The sequence below is a fragment of the Burkholderia sp. Ac-20353 genome (assembly GCF_017104785.1).
Lineage (GTDB): Bacteria > Pseudomonadota > Gammaproteobacteria > Burkholderiales > Burkholderiaceae > Burkholderia.
In genome coordinates this window covers 79,353-98,800 of record NZ_JAAGPL010000014.1, presented here as the reverse complement: position 1 = coordinate 98,800, position 19,448 = coordinate 79,353, and the positions used below count along the sequence as shown (strand labels likewise).

At 63.5% G+C, this 19,448-nt stretch carries 21 protein-coding genes; 10 read left to right on the top strand and 11 right to left on the bottom strand.

Going from position 1 to position 19,448, the window contains the following annotated elements; translation table 11 throughout:
• Nucleotides 1-10: 10 nt before the first annotated feature.
• The 4 genes from G3N94_RS42910 to G3N94_RS07230 form a co-directional block, all read right to left on the bottom strand.
• On the bottom strand, nt 11-133 hold the full coding sequence (locus G3N94_RS42910; protein WP_277398515.1) for a hypothetical protein: 123 nt from the start codon (nt 131-133) through the stop codon (nt 11-13).
• Nucleotides 134-162: 29 nt separating this feature from the next.
• Entirely contained in the window at nt 163-573 is a 411-nt protein-coding gene (locus tag G3N94_RS07240) for an organic hydroperoxide resistance protein (RefSeq protein ID WP_205791560.1), read from the bottom strand.
• Between the two features lie 186 nt (nt 574-759).
• A complete protein-coding gene (locus G3N94_RS07235) occupies nt 760-1,212 on the bottom strand; it encodes a MarR family transcriptional regulator (RefSeq protein ID WP_241021654.1) in 453 nt (150 codons plus the stop codon).
• 232 nt (nt 1,213-1,444) lie between these two features.
• Entirely contained in the window at nt 1,445-2,005 is a 561-nt protein-coding gene (locus tag G3N94_RS07230; protein WP_205791511.1) for a TetR/AcrR family transcriptional regulator, read from the bottom strand.
• Nucleotides 2,006-2,297: 292 nt separating this feature from the next.
• Between G3N94_RS07230 and G3N94_RS07225 the strand changes: the two genes are divergently transcribed.
• From G3N94_RS07225 to G3N94_RS07205, 5 genes are all read left to right on the top strand, one after another.
• Nucleotides 2,298-4,514: a DUF3141 domain-containing protein gene (locus G3N94_RS07225; protein WP_205791510.1), complete on the top strand. Its 2,217-nt coding sequence runs from the start codon at nt 2,298-2,300 to the stop codon at nt 4,512-4,514.
• Between the two features lie 8 nt (nt 4,515-4,522).
• Complete coding sequence (locus G3N94_RS07220; protein ID WP_205791509.1) at nt 4,523-5,464, top strand: phosphate acetyltransferase; 942 nt, start codon at nt 4,523-4,525, stop codon at nt 5,462-5,464.
• 11 nt (nt 5,465-5,475) lie between these two features.
• On the top strand, nt 5,476-6,654 hold the full coding sequence (locus tag G3N94_RS07215) for an acetate/propionate family kinase (protein WP_205791508.1): 1,179 nt from the start codon (nt 5,476-5,478) through the stop codon (nt 6,652-6,654).
• A 24-nt stretch (nt 6,655-6,678) separates the two neighbouring features.
• Entirely contained in the window at nt 6,679-7,458 is a 780-nt protein-coding gene (gene fabI / locus G3N94_RS07210; protein WP_205791507.1) for an enoyl-ACP reductase FabI, read from the top strand.
• 62 nt (nt 7,459-7,520) lie between these two features.
• Nucleotides 7,521-7,769, top strand: coding sequence for an RNA-binding protein (locus G3N94_RS07205; protein ID WP_205791506.1), 249 nt, complete (start codon nt 7,521-7,523; stop codon nt 7,767-7,769).
• Nucleotides 7,770-7,788: 19 nt separating this feature from the next.
• Here the strand turns inward: G3N94_RS07205 and G3N94_RS07200 are convergent, their stop codons facing one another.
• Nucleotides 7,789-9,084: a citrate synthase family protein gene (locus G3N94_RS07200; RefSeq protein ID WP_205791504.1), complete on the bottom strand. Its 1,296-nt coding sequence runs from the start codon at nt 9,082-9,084 to the stop codon at nt 7,789-7,791.
• Between the two features lie 101 nt (nt 9,085-9,185).
• Between G3N94_RS07200 and G3N94_RS07195 the strand changes: the two genes are divergently transcribed.
• Complete coding sequence (locus G3N94_RS07195; protein WP_205791502.1) at nt 9,186-10,622, top strand: CoA transferase; 1,437 nt, start codon at nt 9,186-9,188, stop codon at nt 10,620-10,622.
• Nucleotide 10,623: 1 nt separating this feature from the next.
• Nucleotides 10,624-11,394 (top strand): SDR family oxidoreductase, encoded by a 771-nt coding sequence (locus G3N94_RS07190; protein ID WP_205791500.1) that lies wholly within the window; start codon nt 10,624-10,626, stop codon nt 11,392-11,394.
• A gap of 90 nt (nt 11,395-11,484) precedes the next feature.
• On the opposite strand, the gene G3N94_RS07185 is transcribed toward G3N94_RS07190, so the two are convergent.
• The 5 genes from G3N94_RS07185 to G3N94_RS07170 all read right to left on the bottom strand — a co-directional run bounded on the left by G3N94_RS07185 (nt 11,485) and on the right by G3N94_RS07170 (nt 15,144).
• Entirely contained in the window at nt 11,485-11,877 is a 393-nt protein-coding gene (locus G3N94_RS07185) for a nuclear transport factor 2 family protein (protein WP_205791498.1), read from the bottom strand.
• Nucleotides 11,878-11,981: 104 nt separating this feature from the next.
• Nucleotides 11,982-12,308 (bottom strand): antibiotic biosynthesis monooxygenase, encoded by a 327-nt coding sequence (locus G3N94_RS07180; protein ID WP_205791496.1) that lies wholly within the window; start codon nt 12,306-12,308, stop codon nt 11,982-11,984.
• A 53-nt stretch (nt 12,309-12,361) separates the two neighbouring features.
• Nucleotides 12,362-13,480 carry a polyamine ABC transporter substrate-binding protein gene (locus G3N94_RS07175; RefSeq protein ID WP_205791494.1) on the bottom strand — a complete coding sequence of 373 codons (1,119 nt, stop codon included), beginning with the start codon at nt 13,478-13,480 and terminating at the stop codon, nt 12,362-12,364.
• Nucleotides 13,481-13,661: 181 nt separating this feature from the next.
• Nucleotides 13,662-13,865: a hypothetical protein gene (locus G3N94_RS42250; protein WP_241021652.1), complete on the bottom strand. Its 204-nt coding sequence runs from the start codon at nt 13,863-13,865 to the stop codon at nt 13,662-13,664.
• A 364-nt stretch (nt 13,866-14,229) separates the two neighbouring features.
• Nucleotides 14,230-15,144, bottom strand: a complete 915-nt coding sequence (locus tag G3N94_RS07170) for a LysR family transcriptional regulator (RefSeq protein ID WP_205791493.1) — start codon at nt 15,142-15,144, stop codon at nt 14,230-14,232.
• Nucleotides 15,145-15,243: 99 nt separating this feature from the next.
• Between G3N94_RS07170 and G3N94_RS07165 the strand changes: the two genes are divergently transcribed.
• From G3N94_RS07165 to G3N94_RS07155, 3 genes are all read left to right on the top strand, one after another.
• Entirely contained in the window at nt 15,244-15,690 is a 447-nt protein-coding gene (locus tag G3N94_RS07165) for a DMT family transporter (protein ID WP_205791492.1), read from the top strand.
• Between the two features lie 39 nt (nt 15,691-15,729).
• Nucleotides 15,730-16,590 (top strand): D-amino-acid transaminase, encoded by an 861-nt coding sequence (locus tag G3N94_RS07160; protein WP_205791491.1) that lies wholly within the window; start codon nt 15,730-15,732, stop codon nt 16,588-16,590.
• Nucleotides 16,591-17,235: 645 nt separating this feature from the next.
• Nucleotides 17,236-17,766, top strand: a complete 531-nt coding sequence (locus tag G3N94_RS07155) for a hypothetical protein (protein ID WP_205791490.1) — start codon at nt 17,236-17,238, stop codon at nt 17,764-17,766.
• A gap of 134 nt (nt 17,767-17,900) precedes the next feature.
• On the opposite strand, the gene G3N94_RS07150 is transcribed toward G3N94_RS07155, so the two are convergent.
• A complete protein-coding gene (locus G3N94_RS07150; RefSeq protein ID WP_205791489.1) occupies nt 17,901-19,061 on the bottom strand; it encodes a porin in 1,161 nt (386 codons plus the stop codon).
• Nucleotides 19,062-19,448: the final 387 nt, after the last annotated feature.

Genomic DNA, 19,448 nt, shown 5'->3' with positions numbered 1-19,448 from the left:
CACTTGAACGTCAGTGTGCGCCGGCCGCTGGGTCGGCGCCGCCTGCGAGCTTTGACGGCTTCGTGATCCGGATCGGCGGAATGTTCGCGATGAAGATGATCGCCGACATGTAGAAGCTGTCGTTCAGCCCCATTACCGCGTCGATCGCGGCGAATCGTGCAGTCAGTCGACGGACACGTGCAAGCGCACGTCCACGTTGCCGCGAAGGGCGTTCGAATACGGGCAGGTGCGATGGGTCGCTTCGACGAGCTTGCGTGCATCGTCGTCGCTCAGCCCCTTCACGACGACATGCAGAGCGACCTCCAGCGCATAACCGCCTTCGGCCGCTTGCCCGATTCCGACTTCGGCCGAGGTCCGGCTTCCGGCGAGTGGCAGTTTCATCCGGCTCGCCGCCACCGCCAGCGCGTTATCGAAACACGCCGCGTAGCCGAGCGCGAACAGTTGCTCGGGGTTGGTGCCGGTCTTGCCGGATCCTGGCATTGCAAGGTCCAGCGCAAGGCTGCCGTCATCGAGCGCCGTGCGGCCGGAACGTCCGCCCGTGGCGGTGGCGCGGGTGTGGTAGAAGATCTTCATCATGTGTTCGTTGTCGGTTCGAGGTGGAATTTCCGGATGATCGATTTCGGTGAATTCGTCGTCGATCAGTCGTTAATTGATCTGTAATGCTAAGCGTGAGCGATGAGAAAAGTGCCGGCGTGAAGCTTGCCTGACGTGATGAACGAGCAGCAGCGATTCACGAGCGGCGCGATTGCCCGTCGGCCGTCATTGTGCGTGCTCCGCCAGGAGACGCACCAGATCCTGAGCGGTGGACTGCAGCCCGCTCAGTTGCGCGCGTTCGACGCCGAGTTGACGCAGCAGCGTACCCGGAATCTCGCGAGCGGGCCTGCGGAGGGCGCTTCCCTCAGGCGTCAGCGCGATGATGACGCGGCGCTCGTCCGCCGGATCGCGGGATCGAACGATATGCCGTGCCTGCTCCATGCGCTTCAGCAGCGGGGTAAGGGTGCCGTTGTCCAGATGGAGACACGCCTTGAGCTCCCCGACGGTCGCTTGCTCGTGCTCCCAAAGCACCATCATCACCAGATATTGCGAATAGGTGAGGCCGAGCGGCGCGAGCAATGGCCTGTAAAGCCGTTGCAGCAGGTTCGTGGCTGCATAGAACGGAAAGCAGACCTGCCGGGCGAGCTTCAGTTCTTCATGGGTGTCGGGTTTCTTCATGGTTCTGCGCATCGTTGCGGCGGCGGAGGCGGTGCAAGCCACGAGCACACGCTTGGGCTGTCCGTGGCGACTCATCGCCCGTTTCGAATGATTCGCATGATATGTTGCTAGCGATATATTGGCAAGCGATGTTTGTGGGGCGCGTCATGTTTCCTGTCCGCCTTCCCCACCTCGCGCACTAGCATCTGGCGGGCGCATTGCACGTGCACGTGCACGATCCGACCGAGGCGGATCATTCGCGCGCGTTCGGCCGAGTGCCCAATCGCTCCTCGAGATAGCTCCCCAGCGCCCGCTGCATTTCCCGACGCAGCGATGCGCGTTCGCGCGCGTCGACCAGCCGGATGCCCTGAACCGCGCCGCGAATCATCAACGACGCGGTGATCGACACCCTGGACAGTTCGCGTTCCTTCATGGAACGTGCATATGACGTCATCAGGTTGCAGAGGGTCGCGGACAAACGATCGACCGCATATTGATGCGGCATCAGCGCGGGCACTTCGGACAAAATCGCCCATACCGGACGCTGTGCCACATAGTCGAAAATGATCGAGATCAAACGATGCGCAAATTCTCTTGGCGTATTCGGTAAATCTTTTTTGAATTCATCGAGCTGCCCGGACAACTCGTCCATATACCGGAGCAGCAACGCCAGGCCGATGTTCTCCTTGCTCGGAAAGAACTGATAGAGCGAGCCGACGGACGCGCCGGCCCGATTCGCGATGCCGCTCATCGTCGTCCCGTCGTATCCGTCCGTTTCGAAGAAATATTCGGCTGATTGAAGAAGATCGGCCACGCGACGTTCGCCGCGCTCTTGCGTCGGGGATTTCGACGCTCTTGACAAAATGTGAGGCTCATTCATATGATGATTTTAAAATATGAAGCGTATTCATATTTTAATTGCCTGAGATCAAATCGTAATCATCTCGTTTTCCCGATTGCGGGCCGGTCTTGCGTAATGTCTGTCTGCCAGCATCCGCGTTCGACGGGTTCGCCATCCTGCGTGCGACGCCACGCGGCAGTCTCGCCTGCTGATCTTGCGAAGCGTCGTTTGCGCTGTCCGAAGTTCCTCTAACAGGAGTTCCAGCATGTCCGATGTCGATCACGCAATTCCATCCCTGGTTCGATGCGCGCAAGACGCCGTCGAATACGGGATCGATGCATGGCAACGCAGCATCCTGTTTCTCGACGTGCTGCGCGAGCGGGGAAACGTCTATCTCGACCACGCGCAGTCCGGCAAGCCGCCGGTGCTCGCGTTCGAGTATGAAGTCGTCGCCGACGGCCGGGAACTGCCGGAGCCGGCGAACTATGCACTCGCGCGCATCGTGCCGCCGGCAGGGGCGCCTGAAACCGATCCGGCGAAGCGGCCGTTCGTCGTCATCGATCCGCGCGCCGGCCACGGGCCGGGGATCGGCGGTTTCAAGATGGATAGCGAAATCGGCATCGCGCTGAAGCAGGGGCATCCGTGCTATTTCGTGTTCTTCCATCCGCAGCCGGAACCGGGCCAGACGATCGAATCGGTGACGCGCGCGGAGATCGCCTTTCTCGAACGCGTTGCGGAATTGCACCCTGATGCGCAAGACAAGCCGTTCCTGATCGGCAATTGCCAAGGCGGATGGGCGGCGCTGATCCTCGCGGCCGCCGTTCCCGAGATGGCCGGCCCGCTGCTGCTCGCGGGCTCGCCGGTGTCGTACTGGGCCGGCGTCGCAGGCAAAAATCCGATGCGCTACTCGGGCGGCTTGCTCGGCGGCACCTGGCTCGCGTCGTTCGCGGGCGATTGCGGGAACGGCACCTTCGACGGCGCCTATCTGGTCAACAACTTCGAGCAGATGAACCCCGCGAACACGTACTGGACGAAGCTCTACAACGTCTATGCGAACGTCGACACGGAGCCGGCCCGCTTCCTGGAATTCGAGCGCTGGTGGGGCGGCCATTTCCTGATGAACAAGAAGGAAATGGAATGGATCACGCAAAACCTCTTCGTCGGCAATCGTCTGTCCGCCGGCGAGGTGGTGTCGGCCGACGGCAACGCGCGCATCGATCTGCGCAACATCCGCTCGCCGATCATCGTGTTCGCGTCGTGGGGCGACAACATCACGCCGCCGCAACAGGCGCTCTACTGGATTCCCGATCTGTACGACAGCGTCGACGCGATTCGCTACAACGAGCAGACGATCGTTTATTGCCTGAACGACAAGATCGGGCATCTGGGAATCTTCGTATCGGCCGGCATCGCGAAGAAGGAGCACACGGAGCTCATCAGCGCGCTCGACCTGATCGATGTGCTGCCGCCCGGTTTGTACGAAGCGGTGATCGAGGATACGCAGCCCGACCTGCCGGGCCGCGAGTTTGTCGAGGGGCGGTATCTGATTCGTTTCGAGGCCCGTGAGATTGCCGACATCCTCGCGCTCGGCGACGGGCGCGACGGAGAGCGCGCGTTCGAAGTCGTCAAACGTGTCGCCGAAGTCAACCAGGGCGCCTACGACACGTTCGTCTCGCCGTGGGTGAAGGCGGCATCGAATCCGTGGACGGCGGCCTGGGCGCGGCTGATGAACCCGGCGCGCGTCGAGCGGTGGGCGATGTCGAACCTGAATCCGGCGGCATGGGCCGTCGGGCTGGCGGCTGACATGGTGCGGGCGGCACGGCAACCCGCGTCGTCCGGAAACGCGCTGCACGCAGGCGAGGCGCAGGTGTCGCAGGCGATCGTGTGCGGTCTCGACAGCTATCAGGCATGGCGCGACGGCACCGTCGAAATCCTGTTCAGAACGATCTACGAGTCGCCATGGCTCGCATCGCTGGTCGGCCTGAAGGAGGGCTCCGTGCAGCGTCGCACGCGTGAAACGGAGAGCTGGTTCGAGGAGGAGTTCAAGCGGCTCAAGCGGCGCGAACTGGAAGCCGCGTTCGAGAGCGGAACGCTGCTGGATGGCGCGATGCGGCTGATCATCTATTGCGGCCGCGAGCTCCAGGTGGTCGACGAGCGCCCGTTCAATGCAATGCGCGAGCTGATGCGCGAATCCGGGCTCGACGCGCAGATCCGGATCGCCGACCTCAAGCAAGTGGTGAAGCGCCAGACCTTCCTCGTGCTGCTCGACGAGGAACGCGCGCTCGCGGGGTTGCCGCGATTGCTGCCGGGCGAACCCGAGCGCCGTCGCGCGCTCGAGGTGGCGCGCATGCTGGCGGCCACGCGAGGCGAACTCACGCCGGCCGAGCAGACGCGATTCGCGCGGGTTGCCGAGGTGCTGGGGGTGGCGTCGCGAGAGCGCCGCACGAAATCGACTGAATCGAAATCGACGGAATCGGCGTGAGGGATACGATGGAACACAAACGCGAAAAATACGAACGCCTGATCGCGTTCGCGAAGACGTTGCCGGCCACGCCGACCGCCGTCGCGCATCCGTGCGACCTCAACGCGCTCGGCGCCGCGGTCGAGGCGGCACAGCTCGGCCTGATCGCACCGATTCTGGTCGGGCCGCAGGCGAAGATCGGCGCGATCGCGGACGAAGGCGGGCTCGACATCTCGAACCTGCCGCTCGTCGACGCGCCGCACAGCCATGCGGCTGCCGACGCCGCGGTGCGCCTCGTGCACGAGGGGCGGGCGCAGGCGCTGATGAAAGGTTCGCTGCATACCGACGAACTGATGGGCGCCGTCGTCGCGCGCGACACGGGCTTGCGCACCGCACGCCGCATCAGCCACTGCTTCGTGATGGACGTGCCGGGCCACGACGATCCGCTGATCATCACGGATGCCGCGGTGAACATCGCGCCCACGCTCGAAGAGAAGGTCGACATCGTGCAGAACGCGATCGATCTCGCGCACGCGTTGCGCTTTCCCGCCGCGCGGGTCGCGATCCTGTCCGCGATGGAGACGGTCAACCCGAAAGTGCCGTCGACGCTCGACGCGGCGGCGTTGTGCAAGATGGCGGACCGCCGCCAGATCGAAGGCGGCGTGCTCGACGGTCCGCTCGCGCTCGACAATGCGATCGACGTCGCCGCAGCAGGGCTCAAGCACATCGATTCGCCCGTCGCGGGGCGCGCGAACGTGCTCGTCGTGCCGAATCTCGAGGCCGGCAACATGCTCGCGAAAAGCCTGACGTTTCTCGCGGGCGCGGACGCGGCCGGCGTCGTGCTCGGCGCGCGCGTGCCGGTCATCCTCACGAGCCGCGCCGATTCGGTGGTCGCACGGCTCGCGTCGTGCGCGGTCGCCGCGATGGTCGCGCTTTGGCGGCGCACGCCGTCGCGCATCGTCGCCAACTGAGCGGGTGAACCATGGACGTCATTCTGGTCATCAACGCAGGTTCGTCGAGCGTCAAATTCTCGGTCTTCGCGGTGGCCGACCACGCGCTCGGTCCGATTTGCCACGGCAACTTCGAGGAGATCCATACGGAGCCGCACGTGCGCATCGGCAATGCGCACGGCGAGACGCTCGACGAGAAACGCTGGCCACGCGATACGCGGCTCGGCCATGACGGCGCGATCGGTTTCATGTTCGACTGGCTGCGCAGCCATTCCGCCGGCTATACGCCAATCGGCATCGGCCATCGCATCGTGCACGGCGGGAGCCTGTATGCGAATCCGGTTCGCGTCGACGATGAAGTCATTGCGAACCTCGACACGCTGGTGCCGCTGGCGCCATTGCACCAGCCGCACAACCTGGCTGCGTTGAAGCTCGTCGCCGAGCGGCAGGCGGATCTGCCGCAGATCGCCTGTTTCGACACGGCGTTCCACCATGGGCAACCTGCGGTCGCAACGCAATTTGCGCTGCCGCGCGAGATCACGCGGCAAGGGGTGCGGCGCTACGGCTTTCATGGCTTGTCGTACGAGTACATCGCTTCGGTACTGCCGCGTTACGACGAACGGGCGGCGCGCGGCAAGACGGTGGTCATGCACCTGGGAAATGGCGCGAGCATGGCGGCGCTGGCCAACGGCAAGAGCGTCGCGAGCACGATGGGATTCACGGCCGTCGAGGGATTGCCGATGGGCACGCGCTCGGGAACCGTCGATCCGGGTGTGCTCGTGTGGCTGATGGATCATCACCATATGGGCGCCCGCGACATCGAGGCGCTGCTGTATCGGCAGTCCGGGTTGCTCGGCGTGTCCGGCATTTCCAGCGACATGCGCACGCTGCTCGATAGCAGCGATCCGGCGGCGGAGGAGGCGGTAGCGCTGTTCTGCTACAGGGTTTCGCGCGAGCTCGGATCGCTCGCGGCCGCGCTTGGCGGCCTGGACAGCATCGTGTTCACGGCGGGCATCGGCGAGCACGCGGCGGCGATACGCGAACGCGTCTGTCGCGCGGCCGCATGGCTCGGCGTGTCGCTCGATCCGGACGCGAACGCGCACCACGGGCCGCGCATCAGCACGCCCGGCAGCGCGGTGTCGGCCTGGGTCATTCCGACCGACGAAGAGTTGATGATCGCGTCGCACACGCTCGACCTGCTCGAGACCTGACTTGAGACCTGACTCGAGGTTTGAATGGACGACAACCGGAATACGCCGCTAGCGGGCCACAAAGTGCTGATTGCCGGAATCGCGAACGAACATTCGATCGCATATGGATGCGCGCGCGCGTTCCGCGAGCTGGGCGCGGAACTGGCGATTACCTACGTGAACGAGAAATCGAGGCCGTATGTCGAGCCGCTCGCGCGGGAGCTCGGCGCCGCGCTTTTGATGCCGCTCGACGTGTCGAAGCCGGACGAGCTGCAGGCACTGTTCGACGAAATCCGCGCGACCTGGGGGCGGCTCGACGTTGCCGTGCATTCGATTGCTTTTGCGCCGAAGGCGGATCTGCAGGGCGGATTGATCAACAGCTCGGCCGAGGGCTTCGCAACGGCCATGGACGTGTCGTGCCACTCATTCATCCGGATGGCACGGCTCGCTGTGCCGTTGATGGACGATGGCGGGACGCTGTTCGCGATGAGTTATCTGGGCGCGACCCGGGTCGTGCCGAACTACGACCTGATGGGGCCCGTCAAGGCGGCTCTCGAGGCGACGTGCCGCTATCTGGCGCACGAACTCGGCCCGCGCGGCATTCGCGTCCATCCGATATCGCCGGGGCCGCTCAAGACGCGTGCGGCATCGGGACTCAAGGATTTCGATCTGCTGCTCAACGAGGCGGTCGAGCGTGCGCCGCTCGGCGAGCTGGTCGACATCATGGACGTCGGGTTCGCGTGCGCGTATCTGGCAACGCCGTATGCGCGGCGCATTACCGGCAACACGATGTTCGTCGACGGTGGCGTCAGCATCATGGGATAGGCGTCGGACCAAACCATGCCCGGCGCGCCGGGCATGAATTTCATTTGGAAGGAATACTGAAAATGAGACTCTTGATCGGCAATTTGCCGCCCGATACGAGCGATGACGATCTGCGCGAATTCGTGAACAAGTACATGCCGGTCGAATTCGGCAGCATCACGCATATCGACGTCGAGGACGAGAATCCGAGTGTGCTGATCGAAGTATGCGGCGCGGAACATGTGCTGCTGGCCGAAATGCAGCGCCGCTTTCATCACCTGTACTGGAAAGGCTGCGAGCTTTCCGCACACGTGATGCTGTTTTCCGAATGAGTCCGTTGTGGGGGCGGTGCTAACGCGCGTTGAACAGCGCGGCAAGCACGTCTTCCTTCGGAATCCCGTGTTGCGACGACGGGCGTTTCCGTCGCGACCGGTTCGTTCCTGAACCTGTGGTCTCCGAATCGGTTTCAGCCGGCCGCGCGCCCGTATAGATCGCGCGCGGCCGGATCAGCCCAGGATGCTGACGTTGCTCCAGCCCATGTGCGATCCAGCCGACCGTGCGGCCGAGCGCGAACAGCCCGAACGCGGCACCTACCGGAAGCCGCAGATGCCGGCGCACGGCCACGAGCGCGAAATCCACGGACGGTTTCTGCCCGACGAGCGACGTCCCCAGGTCGACGAGGGTCCGCCATTTCGGATGACTCGGCAGCACGCGCGACAGTAGCGCGACGGCCCGCACGTCGCCATCGGGATAGAGCGGGTGGCCGAACCCCGGCAAATCGTCGCCGCGCGACAGGCGCTCGCGCATCCTGCGCTCGATGTCGTCGTCACCGAACTCGTCCCACATCGCTTCGCCGCGCGCCGTGGTTGCGCCGTGCCGTCCGCCCGTCAATCCCGCAAGCCCGCCGATGACGGCCGCGCGCAGGCTCGCGTCCGTCGACGCGATGCAGCGGGCCGTGAAGCTCGATGCGTTCAGTTCGTGGTCCGCGCAGAGCACGAGCGCCATCCGGATCAATTCGGCGCCGCGCCGGTCGACGCCCCATGCGCGTGCGCATTGCAGGTGTATCGGCGCGGTGTCGGGCCGGGTGCCGAGCAGGCACGCGGCCATGATGCGCACGAGGTCCGCGCAGCCCTGCGCCTGCCGTTGCGCGGATTGCTGCCAGATCGCCGTCGGCGCGTCTTCGCTCGCGACGGTGAACAGCGGAAGCAAGGATTCCTCAGCACGTCGGCCTGCATAGCGCTTCATCAATGCAGGCAGCGCAGCGGACGACGGTGGCGCGCGATCGCCGAATGCGGTCGTCTCTTCGCATTGCCACAGAAGCGCAGCGACCGCTTCGAAGCTCGCGGACGCTGCAAGGCTCAGCGCGTCGACGCCGCGATAGGACAGCCGGCCGCCTTCGATCAACGTGATCGACGATTCGAGCACAGGCGTGCCCCAGTCGAGCGCCGCCCGCGCGACTTCCTTCGGCTTGCGGCCGCGCGCACGCTGCTCGGCGAGACGTTCGACGTCGCTCGCGAGATACCGGCTCTCGCGCTGGTTGCCGGTGCCGTCGGCGCGCAGCAGGCCGCGACTGACGTACGCATAGAGCGTCTGACGCGACACGCCGAGGCGGGCCGCTGCTTCGGTCGAGTTCAGGTAATCCGGCATGATTGCGCACCGATCGAGCGACGGGTTGATCAGGATAATCAACGTTGACAACTAAAGCGAGCAAAACGATCTTAGGCGTACTCAACCCACCCGAGGGCATCATGTACGCCGAAGAACAGACTCAAACGACTCTTGCCGATGGCAGCGATACGGTATTCCGTATCTTGTCGGAATTCTGGCATGCCGTGGACGGTGACCCGCAATACCTGCGGGCGATCGAACTGACCGGTTCCGGTGATCTCGTTTCCGCGTTTCGCGTGTCCGATCTCGCGACCGCCGCGATCAGTGCCGCGGGCGTTGCGGCCGCCGAGTTGCTGTCTACAGGAACGGGGCACGTGCCCGCGGTGCGTGTCGATCGACGCCTGGCGTCACTCTGGTTCGGCACGTCGCTGCGCCCGGATGGATGGACGCTTCCGCCGCAATGGGATCCGATCGCCGGAAACTATCGCGCGCGGGATCGCTGGATCCGGCTGCACACCAACGCGCCGCACCATCGTGACGCCGCGTTGAGCGTGCTCGGCTGTCGCGCGGACGCGCAGTCGGTCGCGGACGCGATCACGCATTGGGATGCCGGCGCGCTCGAAACGGCGATCGTCGAGCACGGCGGTTGCGCGGCCGCGATGCATACGATGGACGAATGGTCCGCGCATCCGCAAGGGCAGGCCGTCGCGGCCGAGCCGCTGCTGTATCGCACGATGCGCACGGACGTCGTCGACAGCGGCTGGCAGCCGAACGCGGATCGGCCGCTCGCCGGCATTCGCGTGCTCGACCTGACGCGCGTGCTCGCGGGGCCCGTCGCGACCCGCTTCCTGGCCGGCCTCGGCGCCGACGTGTTGCGGATCGATCCGTATGGCTGGGAAGAGCCGGGCCTCATACCGGAAGTCGTGCTCGGCAAACGCTGCGCGCGGCTCGACCTGAAGGACGACGCGGGGCGCGCGACGCTGGAACAATTGCTGCGCGGCGCGGACGTCGTCGTTCATGGCTATCGTGCCGACGCGCTGGCGCGTCTCGGCTTCGACGCGGAGACGAGAAGGCAGCTGAATCCGGCGATCGTGGACGTGTCGCTCGATGCGTACGGCTGGCAGGGCCCCTGGTCCGGGCGGCGCGGGTTCGACAGCATCGTCCAGATGAGCACGGGCATCGCGGAATTCGGGATGCGTGCGATGGGCACCGATCAACCGGTGCAGTTGCCGGTGCAGGCCGTTGACCACGCAACGGGCTACCTGATGGCCGCGGCGGTGATCCGCGGGTTGACCGAACGCGTGCGGCACGGCGTCGGATCGGTGGCTCGCGCGTCGCTCGCGCGGACGGCGCGCTTGCTCGCTGCGTACCCGGCGACGGCGTGCGCGCCGCTCGTGCCGGACGGGCCCGCTGATCTTGCCGCGCACGTCGAACACACTTCATGGGGGCCGGCGCGCCGGCTCGTGCCACCGGTGCAGATCGACGGCGCGCCGGTCTGGTGGCAACACCCGGCGAGCGCGCTTGGGTCGTCGGCCGCGCAGTGGCAGGTTTCTTCACGCAATCGATCGGGAGAGTGAAATGGAGCAAGTCGTCGTTGTGAGCGGCGGCGGGACGGGCATCGGTCTCGCCACGGCAAAGAATTTCGCCGCGCAGCGTGCGCAGGTGGTCGTGATCGGGCGGCGCGCAAGCGTGCTCGCACAGGCGGTGGACGCGATCGGACGCGCGTATCCGGACGCACCGGCAGCGCTCGCGCTGTCCGCGGATCTGAGCGCGCCCGACCAGGTCGAGCGCGTGCGCGCGTCGCTGGTCGAACGGTTCGACGCGATCGACGTGGTCGTCAATGCGGCCGGCGGGAACGTGCAGAGGCTGTTTCCGGAAGCACACTACGCGGACGGGCTCGCCGGCGTCGCGCGCAGATGGTCCGACAATTTCGGCCTCAATACGCTGTCGGCCGTGCTGCTGACCGAGGCGCTGGTCGACCGGCTGCGCGCGCCGGGCGCCCGCATCGTGTTCATCAGTTCGATTGCCGCGTACCGCGGGTCGGGGCATGGTTGCTACGGCGCGTCGAAGGCCGCGCTTCATCCGTATTGCTACGACCTCGCGAAGCGCGTCGGGCCTCGTGGCATCACGGTCAACGCGGTCGCGCCCGGCTATGTAGAGGACACCGAATTTTTCGGCGCCGCGCTGCCGCCGGAGCAGCGGGCCGGCAAGGTCGCGGAGGCGATGAACCGCCGCGCGGGCACGCCGGACGATATCGCGGGCACGATCGGCTGGCTCGCGTCGCCCGCTGGCGCACATGTGACCGCGCAGATCCTGCAGATCAACGGCGGGGCAGAGCGGGGGCGGTAGCGCGTCGAGAACGTTGAACGGATCGGCTGGCGGCGTGCCGCGACCGGCGTTGCAGTTCGCGTGCGATTCGCGTGCGGTGAGTTGCGTCGATCAGTCCAGCCGTTCGACGAACTGCGAGCGGTCGAACGGCGCGTCGTACGGTTCGGGCCAGAACTCGACGATCTTCGTGATCGTCCGGTTTTCGACGGAAAAGAACGTGATGGCCCGAGCACGGGCGACGCCGTCCGTGACCGACACGTCCGACGTGGCATCCCGTTCGCCGGCGACGATCCGGTTGATCGTGAACGACCACAACCCGTCGGCCGGATACGCAGCGTTCAGTCGCGCAAAATTGTCGCCGCCCCGGATGCGCTCGTTCGACTGCGGCCATTCGAGCACGAAGTCTTCGGAAAGCACGGCCTTCACCGCGTGGAAATCGTTCGTCGCCATCAGGCGCCAGAATTCCCGAACTACGGTGGCCGTGTCATCGGTCGTTGTCGTCATCGGGTCCTCGATGTTCTCGATGTGTTGAAACGGGTGACGGCAATTCGCATGCGATTGCGCTTCGTCAGATTTCGTCCAATTGCCGGTCGTGCTTGCCGTTCCGATCAGGCGGGCTGGCCCGGATTCTGCCGGGCCAGCCCGCCGTCGCCGTATTCCCGGATCACCTTCGCGATGACGACCCGGTAGCCGTCCAGCCAACGGGCCTGCTTCGACTTCGCGTCGAGGTGCGACGGATGCCGGATCAGTTGCGTCAGCGCTTCCTCGGATTCCCAGTAGTAGATGTTCTGGATCAGTCCGGTACCCGCGTTCTCCCAGGTTTCCTCGCCGAGATACCCCGGAATCGCGCGTGCCGCTTCGGCGATCTGCTGGTCGAGACGATGAAATTCGTCGTCGTATTGACCGGCCTTGAAGATGAAGGTGGACGAGTACACGGGGCTTTCCTTGGAGCGATCGGGAGAACGCGTAGTGTACGGCATGCTGCCGCTCAACGCCCCGTCTTCAGTTGCGCCCACAAGCGGTTCTGCAGCCGGCGAATCTCGGGCGACACGGGTTTCAGCAGTGTCATCCTGCTGAGCACGTCGTCGGACGGATACACGGCCGGATCGCGTGCGATCGCCGGATTCACATACTGGCGCGCCGCCTTGTTCGCGGTCGGATAGAACACCGAGTTCGTGATCGCCGCATTGACCTTCGGATCCTGGCTGTAGTTGATCCACTTCAGCGCGGCGTCCTGATTCGGCGCGTCCTTCGGGATCACCATCATGTCGAACCACAGCAGGCCGCCTTCCTTCGGATTCGCGAACCGGACCTCGTACGGACGTTTCGCTTCAGCGGTACGGCGGTGCGCGATGCCGACGTCGCCCGAGTAGCCGAACGCGACGCAAAGGTCGTTGTTGGCGAGATCGTTGATGTAGCCCGACGAGTTGAACTGCGTGATGTACGGACGCACCTTCTTGAGCACGTCGTACGCGGCGCGATAGTCGGCCGGGTTCGTGCTGTTCGGGTCCTTGCCCATGTACTGCAGCGTCGCGGCGAACACGTCGACGGCCTGATCGAGGAACGACACGCCGCAGCTCTTCAGCTTCGCCATGTTGGCCGGATCGAAGACCAGCGACCAGCTGTCGACGGGCGCCTTGTCACCGAGCACTTTCTTCACCGCCTGCACGTTGTAGCCGATGCCGTCGGTGCCGTATGCCCACGGCACGCCGTACTGGTTGCCCGGATCGGCGTCGGCAACCATCTTCATCAGCAGCGGATCGAGGTTCGACAGATTCGACAGCTTCGTCTTGTCCAGCTTCCGGAACACGTCAGCCTGGATCTGCTTGGCCATGTAGTTCGACGTCGGCACGACGATGTCGTAGCCCGAATTGCCCGACATCAGTTTCGCCTGCAGCGTGTCGTCGCTGTCGTAGTTGTCGTAGCGGACGTGGATGCCGGTTTGCTTCTGGAAGTTCGGGATCGTGTCCGGTGCGATGTAATCGGACCAGTTGTAGATGTTCAGCTCGCCGGCCGCGTAGGCCGGCACGCAGGAGAGGGATGCGGCGCCGGAGAATGACACGAATGCGGCGGTAGAGACGGCGCGGCGAAGCGTTCGAATACGCATGATGGGAGTTTCCGTATTTGATGCGGGTGGCGGCATGCAGTTGATGTGCCGTCACGCGCTCGTGATTTGGCGCTGTGTGCGGCAATGAACACGCGAGCGCAATCCGTCACCGGTCACCAGTCAAACGGTGCGCGGCGGACGGGATGCGGGCGGAATCGACGACAGAAAGAGAAACGAGGCGCTACGGCAGCAGTGACGCCACGTCGTCGGTATGGATCGCAACGAATGCGCGCGCGGAGACGGCGTTGTGACGTCGAACGGAACGACGGGACAGGATGGTGTAGATCGACAGATGCAGGCGAGGACGATGCCGGCCGCAACTGCCGTCGGAAGGGGATGCCGCGCTGCGCAGGCTACGCGCATCGCCTCGATCCCATCTCACCATAGGGCCACGGACTTTCACGATTGCACTCGACTGGGTTGTTGAAAGTATTGAACACCCGTTGATACGAACAGGGCACGCATTTCGATCTTCGAGATGACGGCTGCATCCGGCAAAAGCATTTTGCTGCGCAGCAATAAAGGCGTCGTCACGCGAATTGAAAGATTTACGTCAGCCTGAAACGTCAGGATATACAGGTTTTTGACATCATCAAAAAAATTCTTGTAAGGATGAGTCAGTATTTTCCCTAGTGAGCGAATCGAGTCGGCACTCGATCGGGCACGCAGTCGAATGCGGATAGATGACGCCGGGCAACGGCTTCCCTCTGATCAATGCGTCCGAAAGTGATGAGAATATTCAACGCGATCTACGCGATGTCCGCGCCGGAATCGAATGATGTCGCCACATCATCGCGCTCGGCTCTCAGAAGGTCGATGAAGCGTTCCGTGAGGCTGTCGGGCGGCATGCCGCCCGGTCGGATCAGCACCGTTTCAATGGGCAAACGAGGCCGGAAGGGCCGCAGCACGATGGGCAACCCGGTCAGGTCACGAGCGGCCAGCGGGTCGACGATGGCGACGCCCAACCCTTCCGCCACCAGGCCGCACCGCGCTGCCGTGTACTGCGCCATCAGGGAAAAGCGTGGCTCGATACCGGCGCTTGCAAATGACGCGTCGACCGCCTGCTGAAAAGCCCCTGGGGCACCCGCGATCAAAGGGACGTCCGCAAGATCGGATACGCTGATCGTCCGTTTGCGAGCCAATGCGTGCCGACGCGGTAGCGCGCACACCGCATCGACCGTAAGGAATGCTTCGCACGCGACGCCTGCATAGCCGGAGCGCGGCCGTACGAGGCCAAGGTCGCACTGCCCGGTCGAAACCAGTGACCAGATCGTGTCGGGGTTGGGCACGTGAAGTGACACGCGTACACCGGGATGTGCGCAACCCAACTGCCGGATGGCACGTGGCACGAACCTGGAGGCCAACGATGGCTGGCATGCCACGCGTAACGAGCCGGTTCCTATTTCACGTATCTGGCGCGCGGCGTGCCGAAGCTGATCGAGCCCGGCATAGGTCCGGTCGACTTCGCGCGAGAAAGCGATGCCCTCTTTTGTCGGCAATGCGGCTCCATGCCCGCGTATGAACAGCGGAAAGCCAAGATCCGCTTCGAGCTGCGCAATCGCTCGACTGACATGGGGCTGGCCCATGCCGAGCGCTTCCGCTGCCCTCGTCATTCCACCATGGCGCATGACGGCACGAAACAGGTCGATATGGGCTGGATTCATGATGCCTGATTTGCATGGATAACGTGATTTACGGCATTTGACGACATGGATAGCCGTGTCGTCAAATCCCCGTATTGATTCTGGAAACCGAAAACGTCAATGCAAAACGCGCTCTTCTTTCTGATTCTTGCCGTCCTGGCCGGGGCCAGCGTCACCGTCCAGCAGGTGTTGAATGCAAACCTCCGCGCGGCACTGAGTTCGGCCGCATGGTCGGGCTTCGTCAGCTATATCGTCGGCGTGGCCTGCATGGCGCTGCTGGCGGTGGCCCTGCGCAATCCCGTTCCTTCGATGGCCGTAGCGGGACGTATTCCACTGTGGGCATACAGCGGCGGGATGTTTGGCGCGATCTTCATCGCGCTTGCCATCTACCTTGTTCCACAGCTCGGGGCCGCGACTTTCATGGTCCTGCTCGTTACCGGCCAGATGCTGACGTCGGTGGCGATCGACCATTTCGGATGGTTGGGGATCCCCGCACGACCGATCGATCTTTCCCGGTTCGTCGGGGCAGCGTTTCTGATCGGCGGATGCGTTCTCATCCGACGGTAGATATTCGAATTCAATGGCAATAGAAAAGGAGAAATGCAAGTGACCGGGATCGCCTATGTGAATGGCTCGTTTCTTCCATACGCGGAAGCGCAGGTATCAATTTTTGATCGAGGCTTTCTGTTTGCGGATGGTAGTTACGAAGTTTGCGCTGTGCTCGATGGAAAGATCGTCGATAGTGAGATCCATCTGGCTCGCCTGCAACGCTCGACACGTGAAATCGAGCTGGAGTTGCCGGAGACGCCGGAGCGCATTGCCGCGCTGATGAAGGAAGCGATTGCTCGCAATGCATTGGTCGAGGGTGCTGTTTATCTGCAGGTCACTCGTGGGGTTGCGCCCGAGCGTAACTTTGCCTATCCCGAAGGCATGCAGGCGTCGCTGATCATTTTCACAACGGCGAAGAACCTGATCGATACGCGGGAGGCGAGAGCGGGGATCGCGGCGAAGACAGTGCGCGATATCCGCTGGTTGCGGCGAGACATCAAGAGCATCTCGCTTCTCGCACAAGTGCTCGTCAGGCAGGAGGCAGCGAGGGCGGGCTGTCAGGAAGCGATCATGGTCGACGATGATGGCTTTATCACCGAGGGTGCGTCGTCTTCGGTATTTATTCTGAACACCGAAGGTATTTTGGTAACGCGACCAAACTTCAGCGCGATCTTGCAGGGCTGCACGCGCAAGGCCGTCGTTCAGCTTGCCGCCGAGCGGGACATTCGCATCGAAGAACGACTGTTCAGCGTAGCCGAGGCACTCGAGGCAAAGGAAGTATTCGTTACCAGTGCGGGGGTGCTGGTGCAGTCTGTCGTGACGATTGACGGCAAGGCAATTGGCGATGGCCGGGTAGGGCCGGTGGCTCAACGCTTGCGGGAGATTTATATCGACGTTTCCCGTGCGAGGGCGTGCTAGGCATTGGGTTCGGTTCCGGGCTGGCGCTGCTTTCGAATCGCGCAGCGTGGTCTCGCGCGCAAGCTCGATGAATGGTTTGCTTCGGTTGCCTGTTCTTTGAGCATGGCGATCGAAGCCTTGTGCGGCAAGGAAAGCGGCGGGTTTTCCACACGGTTGTCCAGTGAAATTGTGGATAGTGTGGCGCGCGGCGATTCCGGATGTCGTTGAGCCCGTGTGCCGCAGCACAAGCTCGGGAAAGCGAGAATAGGCAGTGAGTCCGACGATGGTCGCGCCGCGTCGCGCCGGTACGACGCAACGCGAATTCATGCGGATCTGGATGGCATCAGTGGTTGATTTCGCTGGCTGAAGTGAGCTCGGTCAAATCGTTGGTCATCTGCCGACGACCGACATGACAGCTCGATTGCGATTCAATGGCAGACAAGTTGCCGGCGTTTCCATTGCTCAGGTGATCGCCGAATGCAAGGGGTCAACTGTCAAACAACGTGAGTCATTCGTCAGCATTTGCAACGAGCGTAACAGTCCTCAAGAATCGCGGATTTCCGGTGCGAGGCCCGCTACAGTGGCTTCACCTGCCGCACGGTGCGGCGAGGAACGCGACAGGCCGCCGATGCGGCCGGTACCAACAATGTCTTTGGGGAGAAAACCATGAACAAGATTCGTACGATGCTGCTCGGTGCCGCGCTGACGGCGTTTGCTACGTCGGCTGCTTTTGCGCAGACCGCCCAGACGGGTGCACAGGGCTCGGCCGGCCTCAACGTCCAGACGCCGGTTCTCGGCGTCAATGCGCAGGCAGGTGCCGGCGCGAACGCTGCAGGTACGGGAACGGGCGCAGGCAATCTCGTCGGCGGCGCGGTGAACGGCGTCGGCAAGGCGGTCGGTGGTGTCGGCGCAGCGGCCGGCAACGTGGCTGGCGGTGCGACGAACGCGGTGGGTTCGGCCGCTGAAGCCGCGAAGGACACGACGAAGTCGGCCGTCCATTCGGCGAAGCAGCACGTGAAGCACGTTGCAGGCGCGGCGAAGAATCACGCGGAAGGCGCGATGTCGACGGCGGGCGACGTTGTCGGCGGCGCGAAGGCGAAGGCCGGCGAAGCGCTCGACGGCACGGCTGCAGCAGTTCAGGGCGGCGCGTCGGTCGGCGTGAAGGGCTCGGCTTCGGCTCAAGGCGGCGCAATGTAAGTAGCGGCGATTTTGCCGACGCGGCGTTCGACTCGATCGAGCCGTCGCGCAGGCACTTGCCGGACGACGGCCCGGTTCGCTTCGATGCGGACCGGGCCGTTTTGCCTGTGGGTACGGCGGCAGGCAGATGACGATCAGAACCGGTGGCGCAGGCCCAGATTCACCATCGTCTGGGACTTCGTGCCGCTATAACCGTACGAGCCGATCGATGCCTGTGCCGGCGTCCTGCCGCCTGCGCCGTCGGCAGTCTCCCCGCTCGCGTGCTGATACGCGGCCGTCATGTACACGTCCGTGCGCTTCGACAGGTTATAGTCGGCGCCGAGCGACGCCTGGTGGTAGTTCGCCGCGCTATCCCCGCCCGACTTCGTGTAGCTGTAGCCGACACCCAGCAGCAGCGCCTGTGATGCCTGGTAGTTCAAAAAGCCTTGCGCGGTGTTGTAGTGCTCGTTCTTTGCAAACACCGAAGCGCCATCGCGGCGGTATTGCGCATTGCTGTAGCCAGCACCGACAGTGAACGCGCCGAACACATACTGACCCGCGGCGCGCGCGATACCGATCGAATGCGCGGTCTGGTAGCCCGTGTTGATCGCGCCGTTGAACGTGCCGTCAGACGTGCTCGACCACGTCGTGCGGTCGCCGGCCGTCGGGTTCGCGTTCGCTGCGTAGAAGTAGCCGCCTGCGAGGCTCAGCGGGCCGTTGTTGTATGCCACTGCCGCCGAATACGACTGCTTCGAGCCGGTGCTGCCCGCCACACCGCCAAGCGAGTACATCGCGGCGAACTGCAGGCCGGCAAACACGGGCGACGTGTACTTGACCGCATTGTCGACGCGGAAGCTGTTGTCGTAGTTGTCGACATCGCCTGCGGTCGCGAACGCACTGCCGAAGTAGTTGTCGGCGGTGATCGGCTGCACGAGGTCGATCAGCGGATCGTACTGACGCCCCAGCGTAACCGTGCCGTACGGGTTGCTGGCGAGGCCAACAAAGGCCTGCCGCCCGAACATGCGGTTACCCTGGCCGAGGCCGCCGGTGCTCGGATTGAAGCCGTTCTCCAACTGGAAGATGGCTTGCAGGCCGCCGCCGAGATCCTCGGCGCCCTTGATGCCCCAGCGGCTGCCGGACAGGTTGCCCGCGCTGCTGTTGCCGAGTGCCCACAGATTCTTTGCGCCGTCGGCGTGATTCACGTACGTGAGCGAGGTATCGATCGTGCCGTACAGCGTCACGCTCGTCTGGGCGTGCGCGACACCCGCCACCGCGAACGACGCGAGCGAGAGGATCGATAAAGTCGTGCGTTTCATGTCATCTCCTTTTTTACACAGTTGCATGTGGTTGCGCGAACTGACGGAGATTACCTAGACACATTTCCGTTGCAAAAAAACGCAAATCTGTTTTGTGTCGAAAAGGACACAGCCTTCCGCACAAGAGGGCGCACGGGGATGGTGCGCATTGTCACGGGAATGGTGCACATTGTCTTTTTCAATATGACAATCCCCATTGCAAATAGGCCAATTACAAATTTCGAAGGACGACATGAGCACATCGTGAATACGCGCAGGCCTGATCCGCCACATTTCTTTGTCTTTTCTGCCAGCCGCTGCGATTATTTCGATATCAAAAAATAATTGTTGATGGATTGAATTTTGGAGATGAAGCGTGAAGCTGTTATGGTGTGCGCGTGCGTCTCG